Source organism: Sphingomonas kaistensis (assembly GCF_011927725.1).
Taxonomy (GTDB): domain Bacteria; phylum Pseudomonadota; class Alphaproteobacteria; order Sphingomonadales; family Sphingomonadaceae; genus Sphingomicrobium; species Sphingomicrobium kaistense.
This window is the reverse complement of record NZ_JAATJC010000001.1, coordinates 1,706,823-1,727,461: the sequence shown is the minus strand read 5'-3', so window position 1 is coordinate 1,727,461 and position 20,639 is coordinate 1,706,823. Positions and strand designations below refer to the sequence as shown.

General features: G+C 67.8%; 19 protein-coding genes. 8 read left to right on the top strand and 11 right to left on the bottom strand.

The genetic code is table 11. From position 1 onward, the window contains the following. Positions 1–2: 2 nt before the first annotated feature. The 6 genes from GGQ97_RS08450 to GGQ97_RS08425 are packed head-to-tail and all read right to left on the bottom strand — an operon-like array spanning position 3 to position 5,997. Positions 3–854 (bottom strand): RDD family protein, encoded by an 852-nt coding sequence (locus GGQ97_RS08450; protein WP_245197917.1) that lies wholly within the window; start codon positions 852–854, stop codon positions 3–5. Further along, positions 854–1,852, bottom strand: coding sequence for a stage II sporulation protein M (locus tag GGQ97_RS08445; RefSeq protein ID WP_342448490.1), 999 nt, complete (start codon positions 1,850–1,852; stop codon positions 854–856). Before GGQ97_RS08445 ends, GGQ97_RS08450 begins: the two co-directional genes overlap by 1 nt. After that, complete coding sequence (locus GGQ97_RS08440) at positions 1,849–3,153, bottom strand: DUF58 domain-containing protein (RefSeq protein ID WP_168068724.1); 1,305 nt, start codon at positions 3,151–3,153, stop codon at positions 1,849–1,851. The genes GGQ97_RS08445 and GGQ97_RS08440 overlap by 4 nt, the downstream gene beginning before the upstream one ends. Beyond that, on the bottom strand, positions 3,150–4,106 hold the full coding sequence (locus tag GGQ97_RS08435) for an AAA family ATPase (protein ID WP_168068722.1): 957 nt from the start codon (positions 4,104–4,106) through the stop codon (positions 3,150–3,152). Before GGQ97_RS08435 ends, GGQ97_RS08440 begins: the two co-directional genes overlap by 4 nt. Further along, on the bottom strand, positions 4,103–5,311 hold the full coding sequence (locus tag GGQ97_RS08430) for a hypothetical protein (protein ID WP_168068720.1): 1,209 nt from the start codon (positions 5,309–5,311) through the stop codon (positions 4,103–4,105). The genes GGQ97_RS08435 and GGQ97_RS08430 overlap by 4 nt, the downstream gene beginning before the upstream one ends. Continuing rightward, positions 5,308–5,997 (bottom strand): DUF4129 domain-containing protein, encoded by a 690-nt coding sequence (locus tag GGQ97_RS08425; protein WP_168068718.1) that lies wholly within the window; start codon positions 5,995–5,997, stop codon positions 5,308–5,310. The genes GGQ97_RS08430 and GGQ97_RS08425 overlap by 4 nt, the downstream gene beginning before the upstream one ends. A gap of 329 nt (positions 5,998–6,326) precedes the next feature. Here GGQ97_RS08425 and GGQ97_RS08420 point away from each other — a divergent pair, with 329 nt between their 5' ends. Then, positions 6,327–6,929 (top strand): hypothetical protein, encoded by a 603-nt coding sequence (locus tag GGQ97_RS08420; protein WP_168068716.1) that lies wholly within the window; start codon positions 6,327–6,329, stop codon positions 6,927–6,929. Positions 6,930–6,960: 31 nt separating this feature from the next. Here the strand turns inward: GGQ97_RS08420 and GGQ97_RS08415 are convergent, their stop codons facing one another. Next, positions 6,961–9,192, bottom strand: coding sequence for an FAD-dependent oxidoreductase (locus GGQ97_RS08415; protein WP_168068714.1), 2,232 nt, complete (start codon positions 9,190–9,192; stop codon positions 6,961–6,963). Between the two features lie 104 nt (positions 9,193–9,296). Here GGQ97_RS08415 and msrB point away from each other — a divergent pair, with 104 nt between their 5' ends. The 4 genes from msrB to GGQ97_RS08395 are packed head-to-tail and all read left to right on the top strand — an operon-like array spanning position 9,297 to position 12,021. Beyond that, positions 9,297–9,770, top strand: a complete 474-nt coding sequence (gene msrB / locus GGQ97_RS08410; RefSeq protein ID WP_168068712.1) for a peptide-methionine (R)-S-oxide reductase MsrB — start codon at positions 9,297–9,299, stop codon at positions 9,768–9,770. Next, positions 9,760–10,377 (top strand): peptide-methionine (S)-S-oxide reductase MsrA, encoded by a 618-nt coding sequence (gene msrA / locus GGQ97_RS08405; protein ID WP_168068710.1) that lies wholly within the window; start codon positions 9,760–9,762, stop codon positions 10,375–10,377. The genes msrB and msrA overlap by 11 nt, the downstream gene beginning before the upstream one ends. Positions 10,378–10,387: 10 nt before the next feature. Continuing rightward, positions 10,388–11,347, top strand: a complete 960-nt coding sequence (locus GGQ97_RS08400; RefSeq protein WP_342448489.1) for a radical SAM protein — start codon at positions 10,388–10,390, stop codon at positions 11,345–11,347. Continuing rightward, positions 11,302–12,021, top strand: coding sequence for a TIGR04283 family arsenosugar biosynthesis glycosyltransferase (locus tag GGQ97_RS08395; protein WP_209022817.1), 720 nt, complete (start codon positions 11,302–11,304; stop codon positions 12,019–12,021). Before GGQ97_RS08400 ends, GGQ97_RS08395 begins: the two co-directional genes overlap by 46 nt. Here the strand turns inward: GGQ97_RS08395 and mtnP are convergent. From mtnP to GGQ97_RS08380, 3 genes are read right to left on the bottom strand one after another with little or no spacing between them, the layout of a single operon-like run. Next, on the bottom strand, positions 12,012–12,887 hold the full coding sequence (gene mtnP, locus GGQ97_RS08390; RefSeq protein WP_168068706.1) for an S-methyl-5'-thioadenosine phosphorylase: 876 nt from the start codon (positions 12,885–12,887) through the stop codon (positions 12,012–12,014). The genes GGQ97_RS08395 and mtnP overlap by 10 nt on opposite strands. Beyond that, positions 12,884–13,675, bottom strand: coding sequence for a DUF1499 domain-containing protein (locus GGQ97_RS08385; protein WP_168068704.1), 792 nt, complete (start codon positions 13,673–13,675; stop codon positions 12,884–12,886). The genes mtnP and GGQ97_RS08385 overlap by 4 nt, the downstream gene beginning before the upstream one ends. Next, the gene (locus tag GGQ97_RS08380; RefSeq protein WP_168068702.1) at positions 13,672–14,478 is read right to left on the bottom strand and encodes a sterol desaturase family protein; all 807 of its coding nucleotides are present in this window, start codon (positions 14,476–14,478) and stop codon (positions 13,672–13,674) included. The genes GGQ97_RS08385 and GGQ97_RS08380 overlap by 4 nt, the downstream gene beginning before the upstream one ends. Positions 14,479–14,550: 72 nt before the next feature. Here GGQ97_RS08380 and GGQ97_RS08375 point away from each other — a divergent pair, with 72 nt between their 5' ends. Beyond that, on the top strand, positions 14,551–15,192 hold the full coding sequence (locus tag GGQ97_RS08375) for a TIGR04282 family arsenosugar biosynthesis glycosyltransferase (protein WP_168068700.1): 642 nt from the start codon (positions 14,551–14,553) through the stop codon (positions 15,190–15,192). Here GGQ97_RS08375 and GGQ97_RS08370 read toward each other — a convergent pair. Next, positions 15,125–16,006, bottom strand: a complete 882-nt coding sequence (locus tag GGQ97_RS08370; RefSeq protein WP_168068698.1) for an arginine deiminase family protein — start codon at positions 16,004–16,006, stop codon at positions 15,125–15,127. The genes GGQ97_RS08375 and GGQ97_RS08370 overlap by 68 nt on opposite strands. A 287-nt stretch (positions 16,007–16,293) precedes the next feature. Between GGQ97_RS08370 and GGQ97_RS08365 the strand changes: the two genes are divergently transcribed. Next, positions 16,294–19,626, top strand: a complete 3,333-nt coding sequence (locus GGQ97_RS08365) for an amidohydrolase family protein (RefSeq protein WP_168068696.1) — start codon at positions 16,294–16,296, stop codon at positions 19,624–19,626. 2 nt (positions 19,627–19,628) lie between these two features. Next, positions 19,629–20,603, top strand: a complete 975-nt coding sequence (locus tag GGQ97_RS08360; RefSeq protein ID WP_168068694.1) for a quinone oxidoreductase family protein — start codon at positions 19,629–19,631, stop codon at positions 20,601–20,603. Positions 20,604–20,639 lie beyond the last annotated feature (36 nt).

The following is a 20,639-nucleotide window of genomic DNA, read 5'->3' as shown; positions in this document are numbered from 1 at the left end:
GATCAGGCGGCGGTTTCGTTCTTCGATGCGCGGCGCTGCCCGAACAGCAGCCCGCGCTCCAGCCGGGCGCAAAGCTCGGCATAAAAGTCGGTGAGAAAGCCGTAATCATCGCCGTCGCTTGGAATGCCGAACTTCTGGCGGATGGTGCCGGCGACGGTGGCGATGGCAATCGGCTGCTCGGCGCGCAGGACATGCTCGAGACGCTGCAGTTCGTAGATTCCGTAGGCGGCCAGCGCTTCTTCCGGAAACTGGCGGCGGACCTGCCGGGACTGGCCGACCAGGTCGTAGCTCAGCGCCGTCCGCCGTTCCTCGACCACCCAGGTGCCGGCGACCACGTCGCCGACCCGCAGGCGGTCACGGTTGAACAAGGGGAAGAACAGGAAAATGCCGCTCCAGGTCAGCGCGAAGATGGTGAGAAAGGTGTCGGCCATCCCCTGCACGCCCTGCGCGACCAGGAACGATAAGGGCAGGAAGATCTCGATCTCGCGCATGGCGTTGCGGGAGACGACGGCGGCGCCGGTCAGCCGGCTGCCGTCGCGAGCGACGACGCGCAGGCCGATCAGCCATTTGCCGGGGGTGGCCCCGCGCCGGCCCATCTCGAACAGGCTGAACCAGAAATTACGCAGGAGGAAAAAGCCGATCAGCCAGATGATCGCGACGCCCTGGACCTCGGCGCCCTTGCTCAGGAACAGCAGGAGCAGGCTCGCGGTGATGAGGATGACGATCAGCAGCACCGCATCGATGACGAAGGCGGTGGCCCTCGCCCCGGCGGTCGCCAGTTCAAGCTGCAGGTCGACGCCTTCCGGCGTGATGAACGGCCGCCGCATGTTCGCGGCCTTTTTCGCCTTTGCCATCAGCGACGCCCAAGGCGGAAGCGTGAGGGAAGGAAGAAATAGACCAGCCACCCGGCCAGCGCCGCGCTTCCGATCAGCATGCGCAGGCCGTCGTCGGTGATGGTCTGGCGGCCGATGCCCTCGAGCAGTCCGGCGACCGCGAGCATGACCACTGTGCCGAGCATGGCGGTGGCCGCAAGACGCCCGGCCACCAGCATCGCTTCCATCCGGGTCAGCGCGCCGGGAAAGGCCAGCGACAGGCCGATCCTGATGCCGGCCGCGCCGGCGATGCAGATGGCGAGGATTTCGGTCGTGCCATGGATCATCAGCCACGCCGCCAGATTGGGCCCAAGCCCTTTCGCGGAGAAGACCGCGACAAACGCGCCGAGCATCAGCCCATTGTAGCCGATCAGCAGGATCGTCGGCACCGCCAGGGCGAAGCCGAGCGCGAAGGAGAAGATGGCGACCTGCGAATTGTGGGTGAACAGAAAGGTCGCGAACACGCCCAGCGCGCCGTCGCCATCGTCATACAGGGTGCTGCGCAGGAAGCTTGCGCTGGCCGACGGATCGCGACCCCCGGCAAGGCCCTGCGGAATGATCCCGTAGAACCATTCGGGGTCGCCCCTGATCAGGAAATAGGCGGCGAAAGCGGCAAGCGTGGTCAGGGCCACGCAGAACAACAGCTCACGCCACAGTGCGCGCACCGCCTCGGGCCAGCCTACCGCGAAGAAGTGGACGACCTGCTTCGCGGGCGAGGTCTGGACGCCGTAGATCTGGAAATAGGCCCGAGTGCTGAGCTGTTCGAGATACGCCAGCAGCCCACGGTCGAGCGAGGTGTCGCGGGCGACCGACAACGACGACAAGGTGGTCCGGTACAGGCGCGGAAGCTCGATCAGGTCATCGTCGCTGAGCGCCCGCAGTGACTTCTTCTCGAGCCGCTCGACCAAGGATTCGAGCTTCTCCCAGTCAGCCGCATGCTCGGCGCGGAAGCGGGTGGCGTTGACCAGGGGCGCGTTCACAATCGGTCCCTTTGCTTGATCTCGAGATAGGCCTCGGCGATGCGCGGCGCGATGTCGTGATGTCCGGCTTCGAGCACGTCCACGCCCAGCCGGCGCAATTCGACGATGACCTCCTGGCGCTCCCTGAGGATCGAGGTGGCGGTGATCGCGCGGGTGACGTCCTCGGCACTTTGCGGGGTAGCGGTGGCGAGGCTTTCCAGTTCCTCGTCGCGCAGCATCACGACCAGCACCAGGTGGGTCCTGATCATCAGCCGCAGCGTCGTCAGCAGGAAGCGGGCCGAGATGAGGTCGGTGATTTCGGTGAACAGGATCACCAGGCTTCGGCGGTGGAGACGGCCGTTCAACTCGGTCAGCGCAAACGTGAAGTTGGTCTCGTCGGTGCCATAATCGACCGCCGCCGCCAGCCGCTGCAGTTCGCTGAAGGCACGCGGCCCGGCGACGAACCCGCTGCTCAGCCGCGGACGGCTGTCGAACGCGGACACCGCAACGCGGTCACCGATGCGCAGCGCCAGCCAGCCGGTCAGCAGCGCCGCGCCGATCATATGGTCGACCCGCGCCATGCCGGCCACCGGTTCGGACATCTGCCGCCCGCAATCGATGGCGAAGCAGATCTGGTTGTTCTTTTCGGCATGATAGAGCCGCGCGAGGAGCTTGGTCGCGCGGGCGCTGCTCTTCCAGTCGATCGAGCGGCGATCCATCCCCGAGCGAAACTCGACCATTGCATCGAAATCGCTGCCCTCCCCGCGCAGCAATTGCTTGATCGAGCCGTCCACCGCGAACCGCTCGAACAGGCGGATGCCGTGGCGCTGCGCCGGACGGAGGTCGGGAAGGATGTGGACCCGGTCGTCGCGCACCACTTCCCGCTGCCGCCAGACCAGCCCGAGCGGCCCCGGCCAGCGCAGCCAGAAGCGATCGAGCCGGGCGGTGCCGCGGCGGAGCATCGACATCGGCAGGGACGCCTTGCCGCCCTCCTCCGTCAGCTCCAGCGTGGTGCGGCCTTCATCGGGGATGTGGACGAGGGGCGAGCGATCGAACGCGAGTTCGGCGTGGCGCGCGCCCGACGCGAGCTTGACCGAGGCCTCGGCGATGCGCTCCTCGCCGACGAAGGCACTGGAGGGTAAGGCGAGGTCGAGCGCCACGTTGCCGCGGGTGCGCAGGGCATCGACCGTGACCAGCACGGCGATCGCCAGCGGCCAGGCGAGCGCGAGATACCAGCGATCGGCCGCCAGCGCTGCGACAAGCAGCGCCACCAGGGCACCGCTCGCCGCCAGCAGCACTGCGCGGCGGGTCGGATAGATCAACGCGGCGCCTCGATCTCGTCGATGATGGCGGTGACCACGTCCTCGACGCGGCGTCCGTTGATCTCCGCCGAGGGCGACAATAGCACGCGATGGCGGAGGACCGCAGGAGCCAGCGCCTTGACGTCGTCGGGGATGACGAAGTCGCGCCCTTCGAGCGCCGCCCGCGCCCGAGCGGCACCGGCCAGCATCGCGCCGGCGCGCGGCGACGCGCCCGACTGCAGGTCCGGCGCGGTACGCGTGCCGCGGATCAGGCCGGCCACATAGTCGATCACCTCGTCGGCGAGACGGAGGCTCGCGACGATATCGGCGGCGGCGGCGAGCTGCGCCTTGTCGGCGACCGTCTCGACCCCCCACATCGCCGGCTCCATCGCCTGCGGGCGGCTGCCGTGGCTGGCGATGATCCGCCGTTCCTCCTCGGCGCTCGGATAGTCGACCAGATGCTTGAACAGGAAGCGGTCTAGCTGCGCTTCGGGAAGCGGATAGACGCCCTGCTGCTCGATCGGGTTCTGGGTTGCGACCACCAGGAAGTGCTCGCCCAGCGGATGGGTCTCGCCGTCGATCGTGACCTGCCGCTCCTGCATCGCCTCCAGCAGCGCGGCCTGGGTCTTGGGCGGGGTGCGGTTGATCTCGTCGGCGAGGAGCAGGTCGGTGAAGATCGCGCCGCGGGTCAGGGTAAAGGTCGAGGTCTGGAAGTTGAACAGGTTGGCGCCGATGATATCGCTCGGCATCAGGTCGGGGGTAAACTGGATGCGGCCGTAATCGAGGCCAATGGAGCGCGCGAAGGACTGCGCGATCAGCGTCTTGGCCGTGCCCGGCGGCCCTTCGAGCAGGATATGCCCACGGGCAAGGAGCGCGATCAGCAGCAGGTCGACCGTTGCCTCCTGCCCGATCACCGCTTTCCCGATTTCGCGGCGGATCGCGTTGCAAAGGCCCTGTACGTCAGCGAAATTCACGTTCTCGTCTCCTGCAGCCAGCGGTTCAGCGCCCTGGCTGCCACCGTAAGTTCATGACGGGTGCGCGCGTCCTCGACTGCGCGCGCCAGATCGGAAAAGGGTCGGTCGGGCCGCAGCCGGTCCAGCGTGGCGTCGAGCTCCGCCGGCGCCAGTTGTGCAGGCAGCCGGAACAGTGCCGCGGCCTGGTCGCGCACCAGGTCGGCGTAGCGGCCCCCGAAGCGCGCCTCGCGGCCCGCCTTGCGGATCAGTGCGGCGCTATTCTCGATCAGGGCCGCCTTGCCGAAGCCGATCGCTCGGACCGGAAGCCGCGGCGAACCGAAGCGCACGATCGCCTGCCACCCGGCAAGCAGCAGCGCGACGAAGATGATCAAGGTCATGCCGAGGAACGGCGGACCGAACAGCAGTTGCAAGGGATTGCGGGTGCCGCCGAAGCCGTTGGCCGACAGGTCGAAGACGATCCCTTCCGCATTGGTGCTGTTGAGGTCGTCGAGCAGGCGCAACGCGGCGGCGGCCTGCGCCTTGTCGACCATCCCATGATTGTTGAGGAGGTCGGGATCCGACAGCAGGTAGAGATTGCCGCCGCCGACCTTGCCGAGGACCGTCTGCCCGAGGCTGTCGATCAGCATCGGCTGGATCCCCGGACCGGAAAAGCTTTGCACCGTGGCCGGTTCGCGCAGCCCCGCGACCGAGGAAAGCAGCGGGGACGTGCTCCGCAGCGGCCGGCGGTCGGAGCGACGGCGCATGAGCTTGACCGGGTGCTGGGGAGCGAGGACGTTGTCGATCAGGCCGGTCGGTAGCAGGCGGTCAACCGTCACCCAGCCCTTGGGCGACTGGCGCGGCTTGACCTCCCATTTGGGCATCACGATCAGCGTCGCCCTTGCCCCGCGCGCCTCGAGGATGTTGCCGAGCGGCGTCGCGCCGTTGGGCGGGGTGACGACGACCAAGTCTTCGCTGCCAATGTCGCGATCGTTGCGGACCAGGACCGGCCCGCGCCCGGTCGCCTCGGCAAGCGCGACGATCCCGCTAAACCCGATCACTGCGTTGCTCAGGGCGTGGGTCCCGCCATCCTTGCCGGACCTGAGGTTGGGGGCATAGGCGCCGAGCACCAGGCTGAGGACGAAGGCGAGCACGCCAAGCCCCGCCAGCAGCAGCATGAAGCGCTGCCGGAACGGGCCGCTGCGGTCGCTGACGGCGTCGCCGCTCATGCCCGCCAAGTTTCCGGCAGGGCGAAGCTGCCATAGGCCTCGCGCGCTTCGTGCCAGCGTGGCTCGCCGACCGGGCGACCGCCGAACAGGCTGTCCTCGACCGTCCGGGCGAGGCCGGCGAACAGCGGCCGGGCGTGTTCGGTCAACAGCTCCGAGCGGGCAAGTTCGCGGCTGGTGAGGCCGGGACGAACCGCGTCGGGCCGGCGCCGCGCCATGTCTTCGACCGATCGCAGCAACAGGCAGTGCACCGCTTCGGCGAAGCGTCCCTGCCGGGCAAGCGCTTCGGCTTCCTCGAGCCAGGCCCGGGCCGGCATCTCCTCCGGAAGCCAGGCGACGTCCCCGGCCACGACTTCCGCGGCCTCGCCCTCGCGTCGGCGCCAGGGCAGCCTCCACTCGTCATGGCGAAGGCGATCGACGATCAGCCAGACCAGCAAGGCCACGCCGATCACGAGCAAGGTCCCGAGGACGAAGCGGGCATAGGGCGCGTCGGGCATCCAGCTGAAGAGCCACTGCAGGGCCCGCCCGATCGCCCTCAGTATCCCTTCGAAGAAGCGTCCGATCGCCTCCAGCCATTCGGGGGGCTTGGGTTCGGCGGGGGTCTTGATGAAATCGAACTGGACGGTGCGATCCGCCTTCAGCGACCCCCACGCCTGATCAAATTGCTGCGCCGAACTCTTCTCTGCCACGTGTCGACGCCAGTCCCTTCGATGAAAGGAAGCATGGAGCGGCGCGCTGGTCCATGCAAGCCGTTAATACTGGACACTGGCCTTACGCCAACGCACACTCTCAAATGAACGCAGGGGAGATTAGTGGCGTGGCAACGGTTGCAAATGAATTCGCAGGCGGCGGGACAGTGTCGATCGGCCGCATCTTCTCGCGAGCATTCTCGTTCATGGCGAAATATCCGCTGCTTACGTTCGGATCAGCTACTTTGTTCGGGGCACTTCCCGCCGTCCTCTCGCAACTATTCATGGCAAGCCAGCTTGGTGACAGCGGTAGCCGCAGTACCGCAGCCATGTCCGGCTTTCTTGCGGTCCAGTTCTTCCTCGTCATCCTCAGCTTCATCCTCAACAGCCTGATGCAGGCGGTGATTACCCGCGGCCTGATCACGGCCCATGAAGGCCGTCACCCGACGCTTGGCCAGTGCCTCAGCGAAGGCCTGCGCTTCACCATTCCGATCGTATTCCTGACCATCCTCTGGTGGTTCGGGCTTGTCCTGGGACTTTTGTTGCTGGTGATCCCGGGCCTCATGCTGATCTGCATGTGGTCGGTCGCCACGCCCGCCCTCGTCGAAGAGCGCACCGGAATCATCAACGCCTTCGACCGCAGCCAGCAACTGACCAAGGGCCACCGCTGGAAGATCTTCGGGCTGCTGCTGGTGGTCCTGATCACCTATTATCTGATCACTGCCGTGTTCGCCCTGATCGGCTTCACGACCGGCGAGGTCAGCTTTTTCAGCGAGCGGGAATCGGGCTCGGCACTGGCATTGATCGCGACGGCAATCAGTGGCCTGGCCTTTGGTCTGCTGTGGGCGACGATCCAGCCGTCGCTGTTCGTCGAACTGCGCGACGCCCAGGAAGGCGGCGGCGCGGGTGAACTGGCCGAGGTGTTCAGCTGACGGGCGCGTCGGGCGGGCCGGTGCCGACCCGCTAGCGCCGCCAGCCGTGGAAGCGCTCGACCCAGTTCAGCAGCGCTTCCGGCTTATGCGCCTTTTTCCATTCGCCGGCGGCATATTTGTTGGCCTCGGTCATCGTCGGATAGGCGTGGATGGTGCCGAGCATCTTGTTGAGGCCGATGCCGTGCTTCATCGCCAGCACATATTCGGCCAGCATCTCCCCGGCCCCGGCCGCGACGATGGTGACGCCGAGGATGCGGTCCTTGCCCGGAACCACCAGCAATTTGACGAAGCCCGAACGCGCCCCTTCCGCCACCGCGCGGTCGAGGTGGTCGAGCGGGAAGCGCACCACCTCATAAGCGATGCCCTCCTTGGCGGCAGTTGCTTCGGTATGCCCGACCTGCGCCACTTCGGGGTCGGTAAAGGTGGTCCAGGGGATGACGCGATAATCGACCTTGAAAGACTTGAAGGTGCCGAACAGCGCATTCACCGCGGCAAACCAGGCCTGGTGCGCCGCGACGTGGGTGAACTGGTAGGAGCCGACGACATCGCCCGCGGCATAGATGTTGGGGAGGACGGTCTGCAGCTTGTCGCTCAGCACCAATGGCTGGTCGGTGTCGATGCCGAGCGCTTCCAGCCCATAGCCCTTGAGCCGGGCACGCCGGCCCACCGCCATCACGATCTCGTCGAAGGGTAGCGAGGTCTCGGCGCCGTCGGCCTCGACCACCAGGCTCTTTCCCTCGCAGCGCAGCGCCTTGTGGCCGAGCAGAATTGTGACGCCCTCGCGGCGAAGGGTGTCGAGAACCAGCGCCGAGGCTTCGAGGTCATCCTTGGGGAGGATGCGTTCGCCGCCTTCGACCAGCGTCACCTGGCTGCCGAGCCGGGCAAAGGCCTGCGCCATCTCGGTCCCGATCGGACCGCCGCCGACAATCACCATCCGCCCCGGCACGCTGTCGCGCCGGGCAAGCGCGTCCCACATCGTTTCGCTGGTCAGGACGCCGGCTTCCTTCACGCCGGGCAGGTCGGGCACGAACGGCGCCCCGCCTGCGGCAATGACGATTGAGCGGGTGGTCAGCCGGCTGGTCCGGCCCTCTCCGTCGGCGATCTCCACCGTCCAGGGGTCGAGGATCATCGCATGGCCGAGGCGCACATCGACCCCGAGCCCGGTGTACCGCTCGACGCTGTCGGCAGGCTCGATGGTGGTGATCACCTCCCCGATCCGACGCATGACGGCGGAAAAGTCGACCGTCGGCTCGCCGCCCTTCAAGCCGTAATCCTGCGCATGGCGTAGCTCGTGTGCGGCGCGGGCGCTGCGGATCAGGGCCTTGGACGGAACGCAACCGGTGTTGAGGCAGTCGCCGCCCATCTTGCCTGCTTCGACCAGCGTCACCTTCGCCCTGACCGTCGCGGCGATGTAGGCGGTGACCAGTCCGCCCGCCCCGCCCCCGATCACCACCAGGTTGCGGTCGAACCGGCGCGGTCGTTTCCACCGGCGGTACAGTCGGCGCTGCTTGACCAGCCCCAGCATCCACCTGGCGACGAGCGGAAACAGGCCGAGCAGGACGAACGAGCCGATCAGCGCCGGCGACAGGATGTCCGACGTGCTGGAGATGGCCGCGAGCTGCGTTCCGGCGTTCACGAACACCAAGGTGCCGAGCAGCATGCCGACCTGGCTGACGAGGTAAAATACCGGCAGCTTCATCGCCGTCAGGCCCATCGCCAGGTTGATCAGGAAGAACGGAAAAGCGGGGATCAGCCGCAATGTCAGCAGGTAAAAGGCGCCGTCCTGCTCCACCCCGCGATCGATTGCCGCGATCCGCCGGCCGAACCGCGCCTTGACCCAGTCGCGTAGCAGGTAGCGCGAGGAGAGAAACGCCAGGCTCGCCCCGATCGCGGAGGCGAAGGAGACGATCAGCGTACCCAGCCACAGACCGAAGATCGCGCCCGCCGCCAGCGTCAGGATGGCGGCGCCGGGCAACGACAGCGCGGTGGCGGCGACATAGACCAGGAAGAAGCCGCCGATCACCTGAAGTGGCCGGTCCGCAAGCAGCGCGGCAAGGCCGGCCTGCTGCGCCTTCAGGTTGTCGAGGGTGAGGTAGGCGCCAAGGTCGAATAGGAAGAAGGCCGCGATCGCCGCGGCCAGCAGGGCGAACAGCGCGAATTTACCGGCGGTGGAACGACTCACCCGCGCGCGCTCGTCAAGCTCGTCAAGGTGGCCGGCGAGGTCCTGTTCCTGTCGGTTGGCATAAGCGCTGCTGCTCCCCATCTTTGCGGTCCGGCATCCAGGCCTTCGCCACGTCCGTATGTTCCCGTGTTGGGCATCGTAAGTGGGGGCAGGTCAAGCAAGGCAAAAGGCACATGGACACGAACATGACGAAGCGCGGCTTCCTTGGCGGTTCACTGACAGCGCTCGGCAGCATGCTGATCGGGTGCGGGCCGAGCGAGGCGAAGGAAAGCTTCGAGATCACCAAGAGCAAGGAGGAATGGCGCCGCATCCTTCCGCCCGAGCGCTTTGCGGTCCTTCGCGAGCAGAGCACCGAGCGTCCGCGTTCCAGCCCGCTCAACGCCGAGAAGCGGCGCGGTATCTACGCCTGCGCCGGATGCGCGCTTCCGGTCTATCGCTCCGAGACGAAATTCGAGAGCGGTACCGGCTGGCCGAGCTTCTTCGCGCCGATCGCCAACTCGATCCGCACGCGCCCTGACGGCTTTGGCCCCTTCAAGCGGACCGAAGTCCATTGCCGCCGCTGCGGCGGGCACCTTGGCCACGTGTTCGACGATGGGCCGAAACCGACCGGCAAGCGCTATTGCATGAACGGCGCGGCGATGACCTTCCGTGCGGCCTGACCATCGCCTCCTCGCCGCCGCCGGGCTGGCCGCACTGCTGGCGGCGTGCAGCAGCGAGCCGTCTCCCGCAGCGCCTGCGACCGGCAACCAGCGGGCCACAGCGGTGTTCGCCGGAGGCTGTTTCTGGTGCACCGAATCCGACTTCGACAAGATGCCGGGCGTCCTCTCCACCGTGTCGGGCTACACCGGCGGGACCACCCGCAATCCGACCTACGAGCAGGTTTCCGCCGGCAACACCGGCCATATCGAGGCGGTTCGGGTCACCTACGACCCGGCCAGGACCAGCTATGCCGAACTGGCCTTGCGCTTCATGCGTACCATCGATCCGCTCGATTCCGGAGGCAGCTTCTGCGACCGCGGCTATCAGTATCGCTCGGCCATCTTCGTCGCCAATGCGCGGGAGAAAAGCATCGCCGAGGCGGCCAAGGCCCGCACCGCCCAGCAACTGAAGAAGCCGGTGGCGACGTTGGTGCTTCCGGCCAGCACCTTCACCCCGGCCGAGGACTATCACCAAGATTATTACAAGAAGAACCCGATCCGCTACAAGTTCTACCGCACCAACTGCGGGCGGGATGCGCGGCTGGCGGAAGTGTGGGGCGGCAAGTAAGCTCGCCGCGGTGAACGACCTCAGCCCCTTCGCCGCGGCGCACCTCCGTCTGCTCGATCAGGCCAAGTTCCGCGATCCGCTGGTGACGGCGGCGGGCGAGCCTCGCGCGCAGGTGGCGATGACCGGCCTCTCGACCCTGTGGATCAACACCGGCACCCTGTGCAATCTCGCCTGCCGCACCTGCTACATCGAAAGCTCTCCGCGCAACGACGCATTGGTCTACATCAGCCTTGCCGAGGCCGAGGCCTATCTGGACGAGGCGCTGGCGCTCGGCACGCGCGAGATCGGCTTCACCGGCGGCGAGCCCTTCATGAACCCGGACATGATCGCGATGCTCGACGCGGCGCTGACCCGCAGGTTCGACGTGCTGGTGCTGACCAACGCGATGCGGCCGATGCGGCGGTTCGAGGAGCCCTTGCTGGCGCTTCGGGCCGAGCGTGGCGCGCGGCTGACGATGCGCGTCAGCCTCGACCATTACAGCAAGGTCATCCACGAGGCGGAGCGCGGGATCGGGACCTGGGACAAGGCGATCGCCGGAGTGCGGTGGCTGAACGACCACGGCTTTCGCCTCGCCATCGCCGGCCGCCAGTTGCCGGGCGAGGATCTGGCGCAGGCCCGCGCAGGCTATGCCGCGCTGTTTGCGGACGAGGGCTTCATGATCGACGCCTTCGACCCCGCGGCGATGGTGCTGTTCCCCGAGATGGACGCCGCCGCCGACGTGCCCGAGATCACCACCGCCTGCTGGGACATTCTCGGCAAGTCGCCCGACAGCATCATGTGCGCGTCGAGCCGGATGGTGGTGAAGCGCAAGGGCGAGGCACGGCCGGTGGTCGCCGCCTGCACCCTCATCCCCTACGATCCCCAATTCACCATGGGCGAGACGCTGGCCGAGGCGAGCCGGCCGGTCAGCCTCAACCATCCCCATTGCGCGCGCTTCTGCGTACTCGGCGGCGCGAGCTGCTCGGCCTGAGCCGGACCGGCGGCACCCGGCTGTCGGTGGTCATCCCGACGCTCGACGCCGCCGCGACGCTGCGCGCCTGTGCCGGTCGGCTGGCCGGCGCGGACGAGATCATCGTCGTCGACGGCGGTTCGGGCGACGGCACCCCTGCCCTTGCCGGCGCACTCGGGGCGAAGGTGATCGGAACGAGCCGCGGCCGCGGCGTCCAGTTGCGAGCGGGCGCCGAGGCGGCGACGGGCGAGTGGCTGCTGTTTCTGCATGCCGATACCCTGCTCGCGAGTGGGTGGCTGGAGGCGACCGGCGCGCACATCGCCAGCCATCCCGGCCATGCCGCCTGCTTCGGTTTCCGGCTCGACGATCGAAGCTGGCAGGCCCGGGTGATCGAGGGCGGCGTGAAGCTGCGCGCCGGCTTGCTCGGGCTGCCCTATGGCGACCAGGGCCTGCTGATCTCCCGTCCGCTTTACGAGGCGCTCGGCGGGTTTCGCCCGCTGCCGCTGATGGAGGACGTCGATCTCGTCCGCCGGATCGGGCGGCGGCGCCTCCGGCATCTGGACGTGGCGGCGGTCACCTCGGCGGCGCGGTGGCGACGCGACGGCTGGTGGCGGCGCTCGATGCGCAACCTCCTGTGCCTCGCGCTTTACGGCGCCGGGGTCAGTCCGGAGCGGATCGCCCGGCTTTACGCCTGACGACCAAGGGTCCGGGCGAGCAGAATGCCGAGCTTCTCGATCAGCGCCGGATCGCGTGCGTCGGGCGACGTGATCAGTGCCGCGTCGAGCACCGTGTCGACCGGAGACGGCTCGCGCCTTGCCGGGAGCGAGCGGGCAAGCTCGACCACCAGTTGCCGGCCGGTGTCGGCATTGGCCATCAGCTGCGCGATCACCGCCGCCACCTCGACCTTTTCGCCTGCGCCGCGCCAGCAATCATAGTCGGTGACCATGCCGACCAAGGCATAAGGCAGCTCCGCCTCGCGGGCCAGTTTGGCCTCGGGCATGGCGGTCATCCCGATCACGTCGCAGCCCCACTGGCGATACATCAGGCTTTCGGCGCGCGACGAGAATTGCGGTCCCTCCATCGCTAGGTAAGTGCCGCCGCGGCGAACGCTTGCTCCGGCCCGCTCGGCCGCTGCAGCGCACAGGGCGGACAATCGCTCGCAGGTCGGATCGGCCATCGACACGTGCGCCACCAGCCCGGTTTCAAAGAAGCTGTGCGGCCGCGCCACGGTGCGATCGATGAACTGGTCGACCACCACAAAATGGCCCGGTGGCAATTCCTCGCGCAGCGAACCGACCGCCGAAATGGCAACCAGGTCAGTGCAGCCCGCGGCCTTCAAGGCATGGATGTTGGCCCGGGCATTGACCTCGCCAGGGGGGATGCGGTGGCCTCGGCCATGGCGGGGCAGGAAGACGAAGCGGACATCGCCGAGGCGGCCGGTCAGCAACTGGTCCGACGGCGGGCCCCACGGGGTGTCGACGTCGATCCATTCGGCCCCTTCCAGCGCGTCGATCGCATAGATACCCGACCCGCCGATGATCCCGATCGTCCACTCGCTCACTGCATCGCTTCCTTGAGGTCGGCGAGGAAGCGGCGGACGCGCTTTGCATTCACGCCGATATCGCTGACCCCGACCCTGCTGATCGAGCGCATGTCGACAAGGGACCCGCCGGGCGCTGAGGGGTCAGGACGGACCCGGACCACCACATCGTCCTTGAAGCGGAAGAACAGGGTCGTTGCGGTGGCTTCCATGGTCCCGGCGGCGGGATCGACTGCGGCGACCGTCCAGCCCCGCTCGCGCGCCAGTTGCTCCGCCCGCTGCAGCACCGCGCCCGGTTCCGCGGACAAGCGCAGCGGCTTGAGGTCGCCATAAGCCTGGCGATGCAGCGCCTTCCAGCGCTCCTCGGGCGGCATCGCCTTGAGTTCGGCCCGGCCCTGGTCGGGGATCTTGTCGAGATTGTCGCCGCGAACCGTCAGCCGACTGAATTGCGGCAGGTCGTCGAGGTCGGTGGCGACGTCGTGGATGGCGGGCATCGAGCGGGCGGTGAAGATCATGGATCCGAGATAGCCCGCGAACAGCAGCGCCGTCACCAGCGCTAGCCCGTTCAGCCAGCCGGTCCGCACCCCCTGCCGTCGCCCGACTATCCAGGCGACGATCGCAAGCAGGCCGCCGAGCAGCGCCAAAGGCAGCGCATAGCGCAGCGCGCCAAGTCCAGCGCCATAGCTCCACAGCCCCGTTCCAGTCCCTACCGCGGCAATCGCGGCAACCGCTACCCCGCCGACGCTGAGCGCCAGCGCGATCCGCGACAGCCTCCTCGGCCAGCGCCCCTTGTTGCCGTGGTCGATCATTTTCCCTCCGTTCGAAATGGCTGCAGCAGCAGGCGATGGAGCTTGAGTTCGCGTTGCTCCCGGAAGTGCGGGATGCCGATGGTCATGCCCTCGTGTCCCGCCTCAGGCTGGTGCCGATAGGTGCCGAACATTTTGTCCCACAGCGCGAGGTTGAAGCCGAAATTGCTGTGCGTCTCGCGCGGCAGGATCGAATGGTGCACCCGGTGCATGTCGGGGGTGACGAACAGGTGCCGCAACAGCCGGTCGATGCTCGGCGGGAGGCGGAGGTTCGAATGGCTCCACATCGCCGTGGCGTTGAGCAGCACCTCGAAGATCAGCACCGCCAGCGCAGCGGCGCCCAGCATCATCACCGCCGCGATCTTGATCGCCATCGAAAGCAAAATCTCGATCGGGTGGAAGCGCAGCCCGGTGGTCACGTCGAACTCCAGGTCGGCATGATGGACCCGGTGCACCCGCCACAAGGAGGGCACGGCGTGGAACAGCACGTGCTGGCCGTAGATCAGCAGGTCGAGGATGATCACTGCCAGCGTGATCTCGGCCCAGGCGGGCAGCGCAAGCAGGTTGAACAGCCCCCAGCCCCGCTCTTCGGCGAAGATCGCTGCGCCGACGGCCGCAATCGGGAACAACAGCCGCACCAGCAGGGTGTCGAGCGCGACGATGCCGAGGTTTGCCGGCCAGCGCAGCGCCCGCCCGACTGCCTGCCGCCGCCGTGGCGCCGCCAGCTCGGCCAGCGCCAGCAGCGCCAGCACGCCCGCGAAGGCGCCGAAGCGGATCCAGGGTTCGAGCTGCCAGGGAAAGGTCACCGGTCACTCCATGGCAGGTTTGCGCCCAACTTTCATTCGCCCCTTGGCCGTGCTTGCCTTAGCAGCGGCGGCATGAACGAGGTCAGGCTGGTCATCTTCACCCGCTTTCCGGAGCCCGGACAGGCCAAGACCCGGCTGATCCCGGCGCTCGGGCCCGAGGGTGCGGCGGCGGTTCATCGCAGGCTTACCGAGCGCACGTTGCAGGCGGCGCGGCAGTCCGGACTGCGGATCGAGGTCCATGTCACCGGCGCGCGCGCCGCCGCCTTTGCCGAATGGCTCGGCGACGATCTGCGCCTTGTCGCCCAGACGGACGGCGATCTCGGCGCCCGGCTCCAGGCCGCAGCGGCGCCGACGCCGGTGCTGTTCGTCGGCTCGGACCTACCCGACCTCACCGCCGCGCACCTGGTCGAGGCCGCCCGGCAGCTGGACGCCGGCCGCACCGTGATCGGCCCCGCCGAGGATGGCGGCTATTGGGCGCTCGGCCTGACCGGGCCTGCGGACTATCTGTTCAGCGACATGCCGTGGAGCACCGAGCGGGTGTTCGCACTGACGGTGGAGCGACTGGGGCGGCACGGCATCGAACCCGTTCTTTTGCCGACCCTCGCCGATTGCGACACGCCCGAGGATCTCTCCCGCTGGCCCGACCTCAGAGCGTTGCCGACTGGCGGCGAAGCGGCATCGTCAGGCAGTGGACTCCGCCCCCGCACTGAGTGAATTCGCCCAGCGGCACGGTCAGTACCTCGAAGCCGCGCGCCCGCACGGCTTGGTCCACCCGCGGGGCCGAGCCGGTCGAGATGATCCGCCGGCGCCCGAGCGAAAGGACATTGCAGCCGAGGCTTGCAATCTCGTCGGCATTCACCGGCACGATCTCGATTCCGAGATCGCGGATCATCGCAACGAAGGTGGGGTCGAGCTTTTCGACACAAGCCAGCGCGACGTCGCGGTCAGCCAGGCAGAAATGGGTGTCGAGGTGCAGCAGGTCGGGGTCGATCGGCACCAACGTAACCTTCCACCCCTCGCGCTCGAAGAAGCTGCCGAGTGCGCGCGCTCCCTCGGTGGTGGTGCGTTCCTCGGACACCCCGATGACCAGATGGCCCGGCCGAAGCAGACAGATGTCGCCGCCCTCGACTGACCCGCGCTCGACCCGTCCGAGGATCGGCATGCCCGCCGCGCGGGCGGTATCGAGCACCGCGTCGACTTCGCCGCGGCGATGGGCAAGGCCGGGCCTGAGTCCGATCAGGCCCCACGGGGTCATCAGGCTGGTGTCGCGGGTGAAGGCAAGGTCGGGAAGGTCGGCCACCGGCTGGACCGTCCGCACCCGGACGCCCGCCGCCATCAGCGTTTCGACCAGGTCGCGATGCTGCCGGCTGGCAGTCACGCTGCACGAGCTTTGCCCCTTCTCCAGCGCATCCTCGCTGACCCGGTTGCACGGCACGATGCTGAGGTTGCGCGGGGAGGCCAGCAGCACCTCCTTGAGCAAGCCATATTCGCTGTCCGGTCCCTCCACCGGCCGGGGGAGCGGTGCCACTTTAGCGGGGACTGCTGGCGAAACGGACGCGCGGAGAAGCTCAGGGGACAAAGCGGCAAACCTCGAGAAGTGACGAAACGGACAAGCTGGCCGGAGAGGGCTGCCCCTGACGAACAATGGACCGGCCAAGCTGTTCCCCGTTTGAACAACCTCGACCAACGACCAGCCCCGTCGGCAAGCCGCCACCGCAACCGGTTGCGCGAGCGCGCCTGCTGCGCCATCGTCGCCGTTCTCCAGCGGGCCCTCCTGCCCGCGGCCGGCTCACATCTCAGCACGAGGCTGCCTTCATGATCGCCAAGCTTTCGCTCACCTGCGCTCTTCTGGCGAGCAGCGCCCTTGCCGCCGCCCAGGAAGCCTCCCCGCTGCCTCCGCCGCCGCAGCAGGCGTCGCCGAGCGAGGCCGCAAGCCAGCACTCCCCGCCGGTCGCCTCGCCTCGCGAAACGGGCGACAAGAACACCGCCGCGGCCAAGTGGAATGTCGAGGCGCCTCGCGGCCTGACCCTGCGCAAGGTCAAGCTCGACACCGACGAGGGCACCTGGCTCAACGTCGACGTCTCGCCCGACGGCAGCCGGATCGCCTTCGACATGCTGGGCGACATCTACGTCATGCCGATCGGCGGCGGCACTCCGACCCGGATCGCGGAAGGCCTGTCCTACGAGCAGCAACCGCGCTGGTCGCCCGACGGCACCCGCCTCGCCTTCGTCTCGGACCGTGCGGGCGGCGACAATATCTGGATCATGAATGCCGACGGCTCGAACAAGAAGCAGCTGACCAAGGAGGACTTCCGCCTGCTTAACCAGCCGAGCTGGAGCCCGGACGGCCGCTACATCGTCGCCAAGAAGCATTTCACCACCACCCGCTCGCTCGGCACCGGCGAGGTGTGGCTCTACCATGTCGACGGCGGAAGCGGCGTGCAGCTGGTGAAGCGCGTCAACGACAAGTGGCAGAAGGAGCTTGGCGAGCCGACCTTCGCGCCCGACGGCAAGCACATCTACTTCACTCGCAACGTGACGCCCGGCGGCACTTTCCAATATGCGCAGGATTCGAACGGCGCCCTGTTCGCGATCGAGCGCTACGAGCTCGACACCGGCGAGACGCTTCGGGTCACCGGTGGCAATGGCGGCGCGGTGCGCCCCAATCCCTCGCCCGACGGCAAGTATCTCGCGTTCGTGCGGCGCGAGCGCGCCAAGTCGAAGCTGTTCATCCGCGATCTTGCCAGCGGCAACGAACGCAAGTTGCTCGACCTCCCCGACCAGGACATGCAGGAAACCTGGGCGGTTACCGGCGTCTATCCCAACATGGACTGGACCGCCGACAGCCGCGAGGTCGTGCTGTGGAGCGGCGGCAAGCTGCGCCGCGTGTCGGTCACCGACGGCAGCGCACGCGATATTCCCTTCCGGATCAGCGATGACCGGGTGGTCGCCGGCAGCCTCCACCCCAAGGTCGAGGTCGCGCCCGACAGCTTCCAGACCAGGATGATCCGCTGGGCGCAGATGAGCCCCGACGGCCGCCAGATCGTCTATGAATCGCTCGGCAAATTGTGGGTGAAGCCCAATGGCGGCGGCGCGGCGCGGCGGCTGACCCGCAGCGACGACAGCATCTTCGAAGCCTATCCGGCCTGGTCGCGCGACGGGCGCACCCTTGCCTTCGTCAGCTGGACCGACGCCGGCCTCGGCAAGATCATGACCGTCGGCGCAGCCGGCGGGACCCCGCGCGCGGTGACCGCCGACCCCGGCCACTTCATCAACCCGCGCTTTTCGCCCGACGGCAAGACCATCGCCTTTGCCGCCGGTTCGGGCGGCGGGCTGACCGCCGATCGCTGGGGCCGCGACGGCGGCGTCTATGTGGTGCCGGCAAGCGGCGGCAAGCCGAAGCTGGTCGAGCGCGGCGCGTCCAACCCGCAATATGGCGCGGCGGGCGACCGCCTGTTCATGACCATGCGCGGCGGCGACAAGCTGCAACTGGTCAGCACCGACCTGTCGGGCGAAGCGCGCCGGGTCCATGCCTCGGGCGATCTCGCCAGCGACTTCCAGGTCGCGCAGGACGGCCGCTCGGTGCTGTTCCGGCAGAATTACGAAGCCTATCTTATGCCGCTGCTGCCCGGCGCGCAGGACGTCACCGCGTCGACCGACAAGGGCGCCCTGCCCGCCATCCGCCTAAGCCAGGGCGGCGCCGACTTCATGCACTTCTCTAACGGTGGCAGCCGCGCGCACTGGAGCATCGGCCCGGTCCTCTACACCGCCGACGCCAACGGCAGTTATGCCGGCGAGTATAAGTATCCGACTGCCGGGGTGAACCTGTCGCAGCCGATGCGCGCGGCCAAGCCGACCGGCAGCGTCGCGCTGACCGGTGCCCGGATCGTCACCATGCGCGGGGCCGACGGCGGGATCATCGAGGATGGCGTGATCCTGGTCCGGGGCGACCGCATCGCCGCGGTCGGGCGGCGCGGCGAGGTGGCGGTTCCGGCCGGCACGCCGACCGTCGACCTTGCCGGCAAGACCATCGTTCCGGGCTTCATCGACGCCCACGCCCACGGTCCGCAGGGCGAGGACGGCCTCGTCCCGCAGCAGAACTGGTCGGCGATGGCCAATCTCGCGCTTGGCACCACCACCATCCACGATCCGTCGAACAGCGCGGCGGAAGTGTTCGCCGCCGCCGAGATGCAGCGCGCCGGCCTGATCCTCGCCCCACGCATTTTCTCGACCGGCGAGATCATCTACGGCGCCCGCGCCGCCGGCGCTTTTGCCGAGATCGGCAAGTTCGACGATGCGCTCGCCCATGTCCGGCGGTTGAAGGCGCAGGGCGCGTGGAGCGTGAAGAACTACAACCAGCCGCGGCGCGAGCAGCGGCAGATGGTGGTCGCCGCCGCCCAGGCCGAGAACATGCTGGTGGTCCCCGAGGGCGGTTCGCTGTTCAACATGGACATGAGCCTGATCCAGGACGGCAACGCCACGGTCGAGCACAACGTGCCTGGCAGCACCTTCTACAACGACGTGCTGCAGATGTGGTCGCAGACCCGGACCAACTACACCCCGACACTGGTGGTGTCTTACGGCGGTCCGGGCGGCGACCCTTATTGGCGCTCGCACACCAACGCCTACGAGCATCCGCTGCTGCGCGCCCACATTCCCCCGGGAACGCTGGCCGCCGCCAACGCGCGCCGCGAAATCGCGCCGGAAGAGGATTATGCCGACACCTGGGCGGCGCGCGAGGCGCGCAAGCTCGCCGACCGCGGAATCTCGGTCAGCATCGGTGCCCACGGCCAACAGGACGGCATTGGCGCGCACTGGGAGATGTGGAGCTTCGTCAAGGGCGGGTGGACCCCGCTCCAGGCGCTTCAGGCGGCGACGGTCAATCCTGCACGGACCCTCGGGCTCGACCGTGACCTCGGCAGCCTCGAGGTCGGCAAGCTTGCCGATCTCGTCGTGCTCGACGCCAATCCGCTCGACAACATCCGCAACAGCGACAAGGTCGCCAAGGTGATGCAGGGCGGCCGGCTCTACAACGCGATGACCTTGAACGAGGAAGTCACCGGCAACCGCCGCCGCCAGGCCTATTGGTGGGAAACCAGCAATTCGCCGATGCCCGGCCGCGCTGCCGAGCCGGCGCACAAGCACTGACGATGAAGGCGCTTCAGGCGATCATCCGCCGCTTCGGCGGTCCCGAGGTCATCGAGTGGTTGGAAGTGGACCTTCCCCCACCCGAGCCCGGGGAAGTGGTGATGGCCAATGAAGCGGTCGGCATCAACTTCATCGATACCTACCACCGCACCGGCCTCTATCCTGCTTCCTTGCCGACTGCATTGGGGATGGAAGCGGCCGGGCGAGTGCTTGCGGTCGGGCCGGGCGTCGCGCTGAGGCCGGGCGACCGGGTGGCAACCTTCGGACCCGAGCGCGGTGCTTATTCGACCGCCCGGATCGTGCCCGCCGCAAGCCTCCTGCGGGTGCCCGAGGATGTGCCGTCGGAGCTCGCCGCAGCCGCGCTGCTCAAGGGTTGCACCGCCGAATTCCTGGTCGAACGCTGCGCCGGCGTGAGGCCGGGAATGGATGTGCTGGTCCATGCCGCCGCGGGCGGGGTCGGCCTCATCCTGGTGCAATGGCTCAAGGCCATCGGCGCGCGGGTGATCGGGACGGTTTCTACCGAGGCCAAGGCGGCGCTGGCGACACAGGCCGGGGCGGACGAGATCATCCGCTACGACCACCAGCCCGTCGCCGAGCGGGTCCGAGCGCTCACCGGCGGCAAGGGCTGCGAGATCGTGTTCGACGGAGTCGGCGCCGACACCTGGGACGCAAGCCTCGATTCCGCCGCGCGGCGCGGGCTGATCGTCAGCTATGGCAACGCCTCGGGCCCGGTGACCGGCGTGGCGCTTGGCGTCCTGGCGCAAAAGGGAAGCCTTCGCGTCACCCGCCCGACCCTGTTCGATTATTACGCCACCAGCGACGAGCGCCGCGAAGGGGCCGAACGTCTGTGGGAGATGATCCGCAACGGCAAGGTATCGGTGACGATCGGATCGCGCTATGCGCTCGACCAGGCCGCCGAGGCGCACCGGGCGCTTGAAGCCCGCGAAACCACCGGTTCGGTTTTGCTCATTCCCTGACGACAGCAGCAAGAAGGCAATTCGGCGCATCCGCAA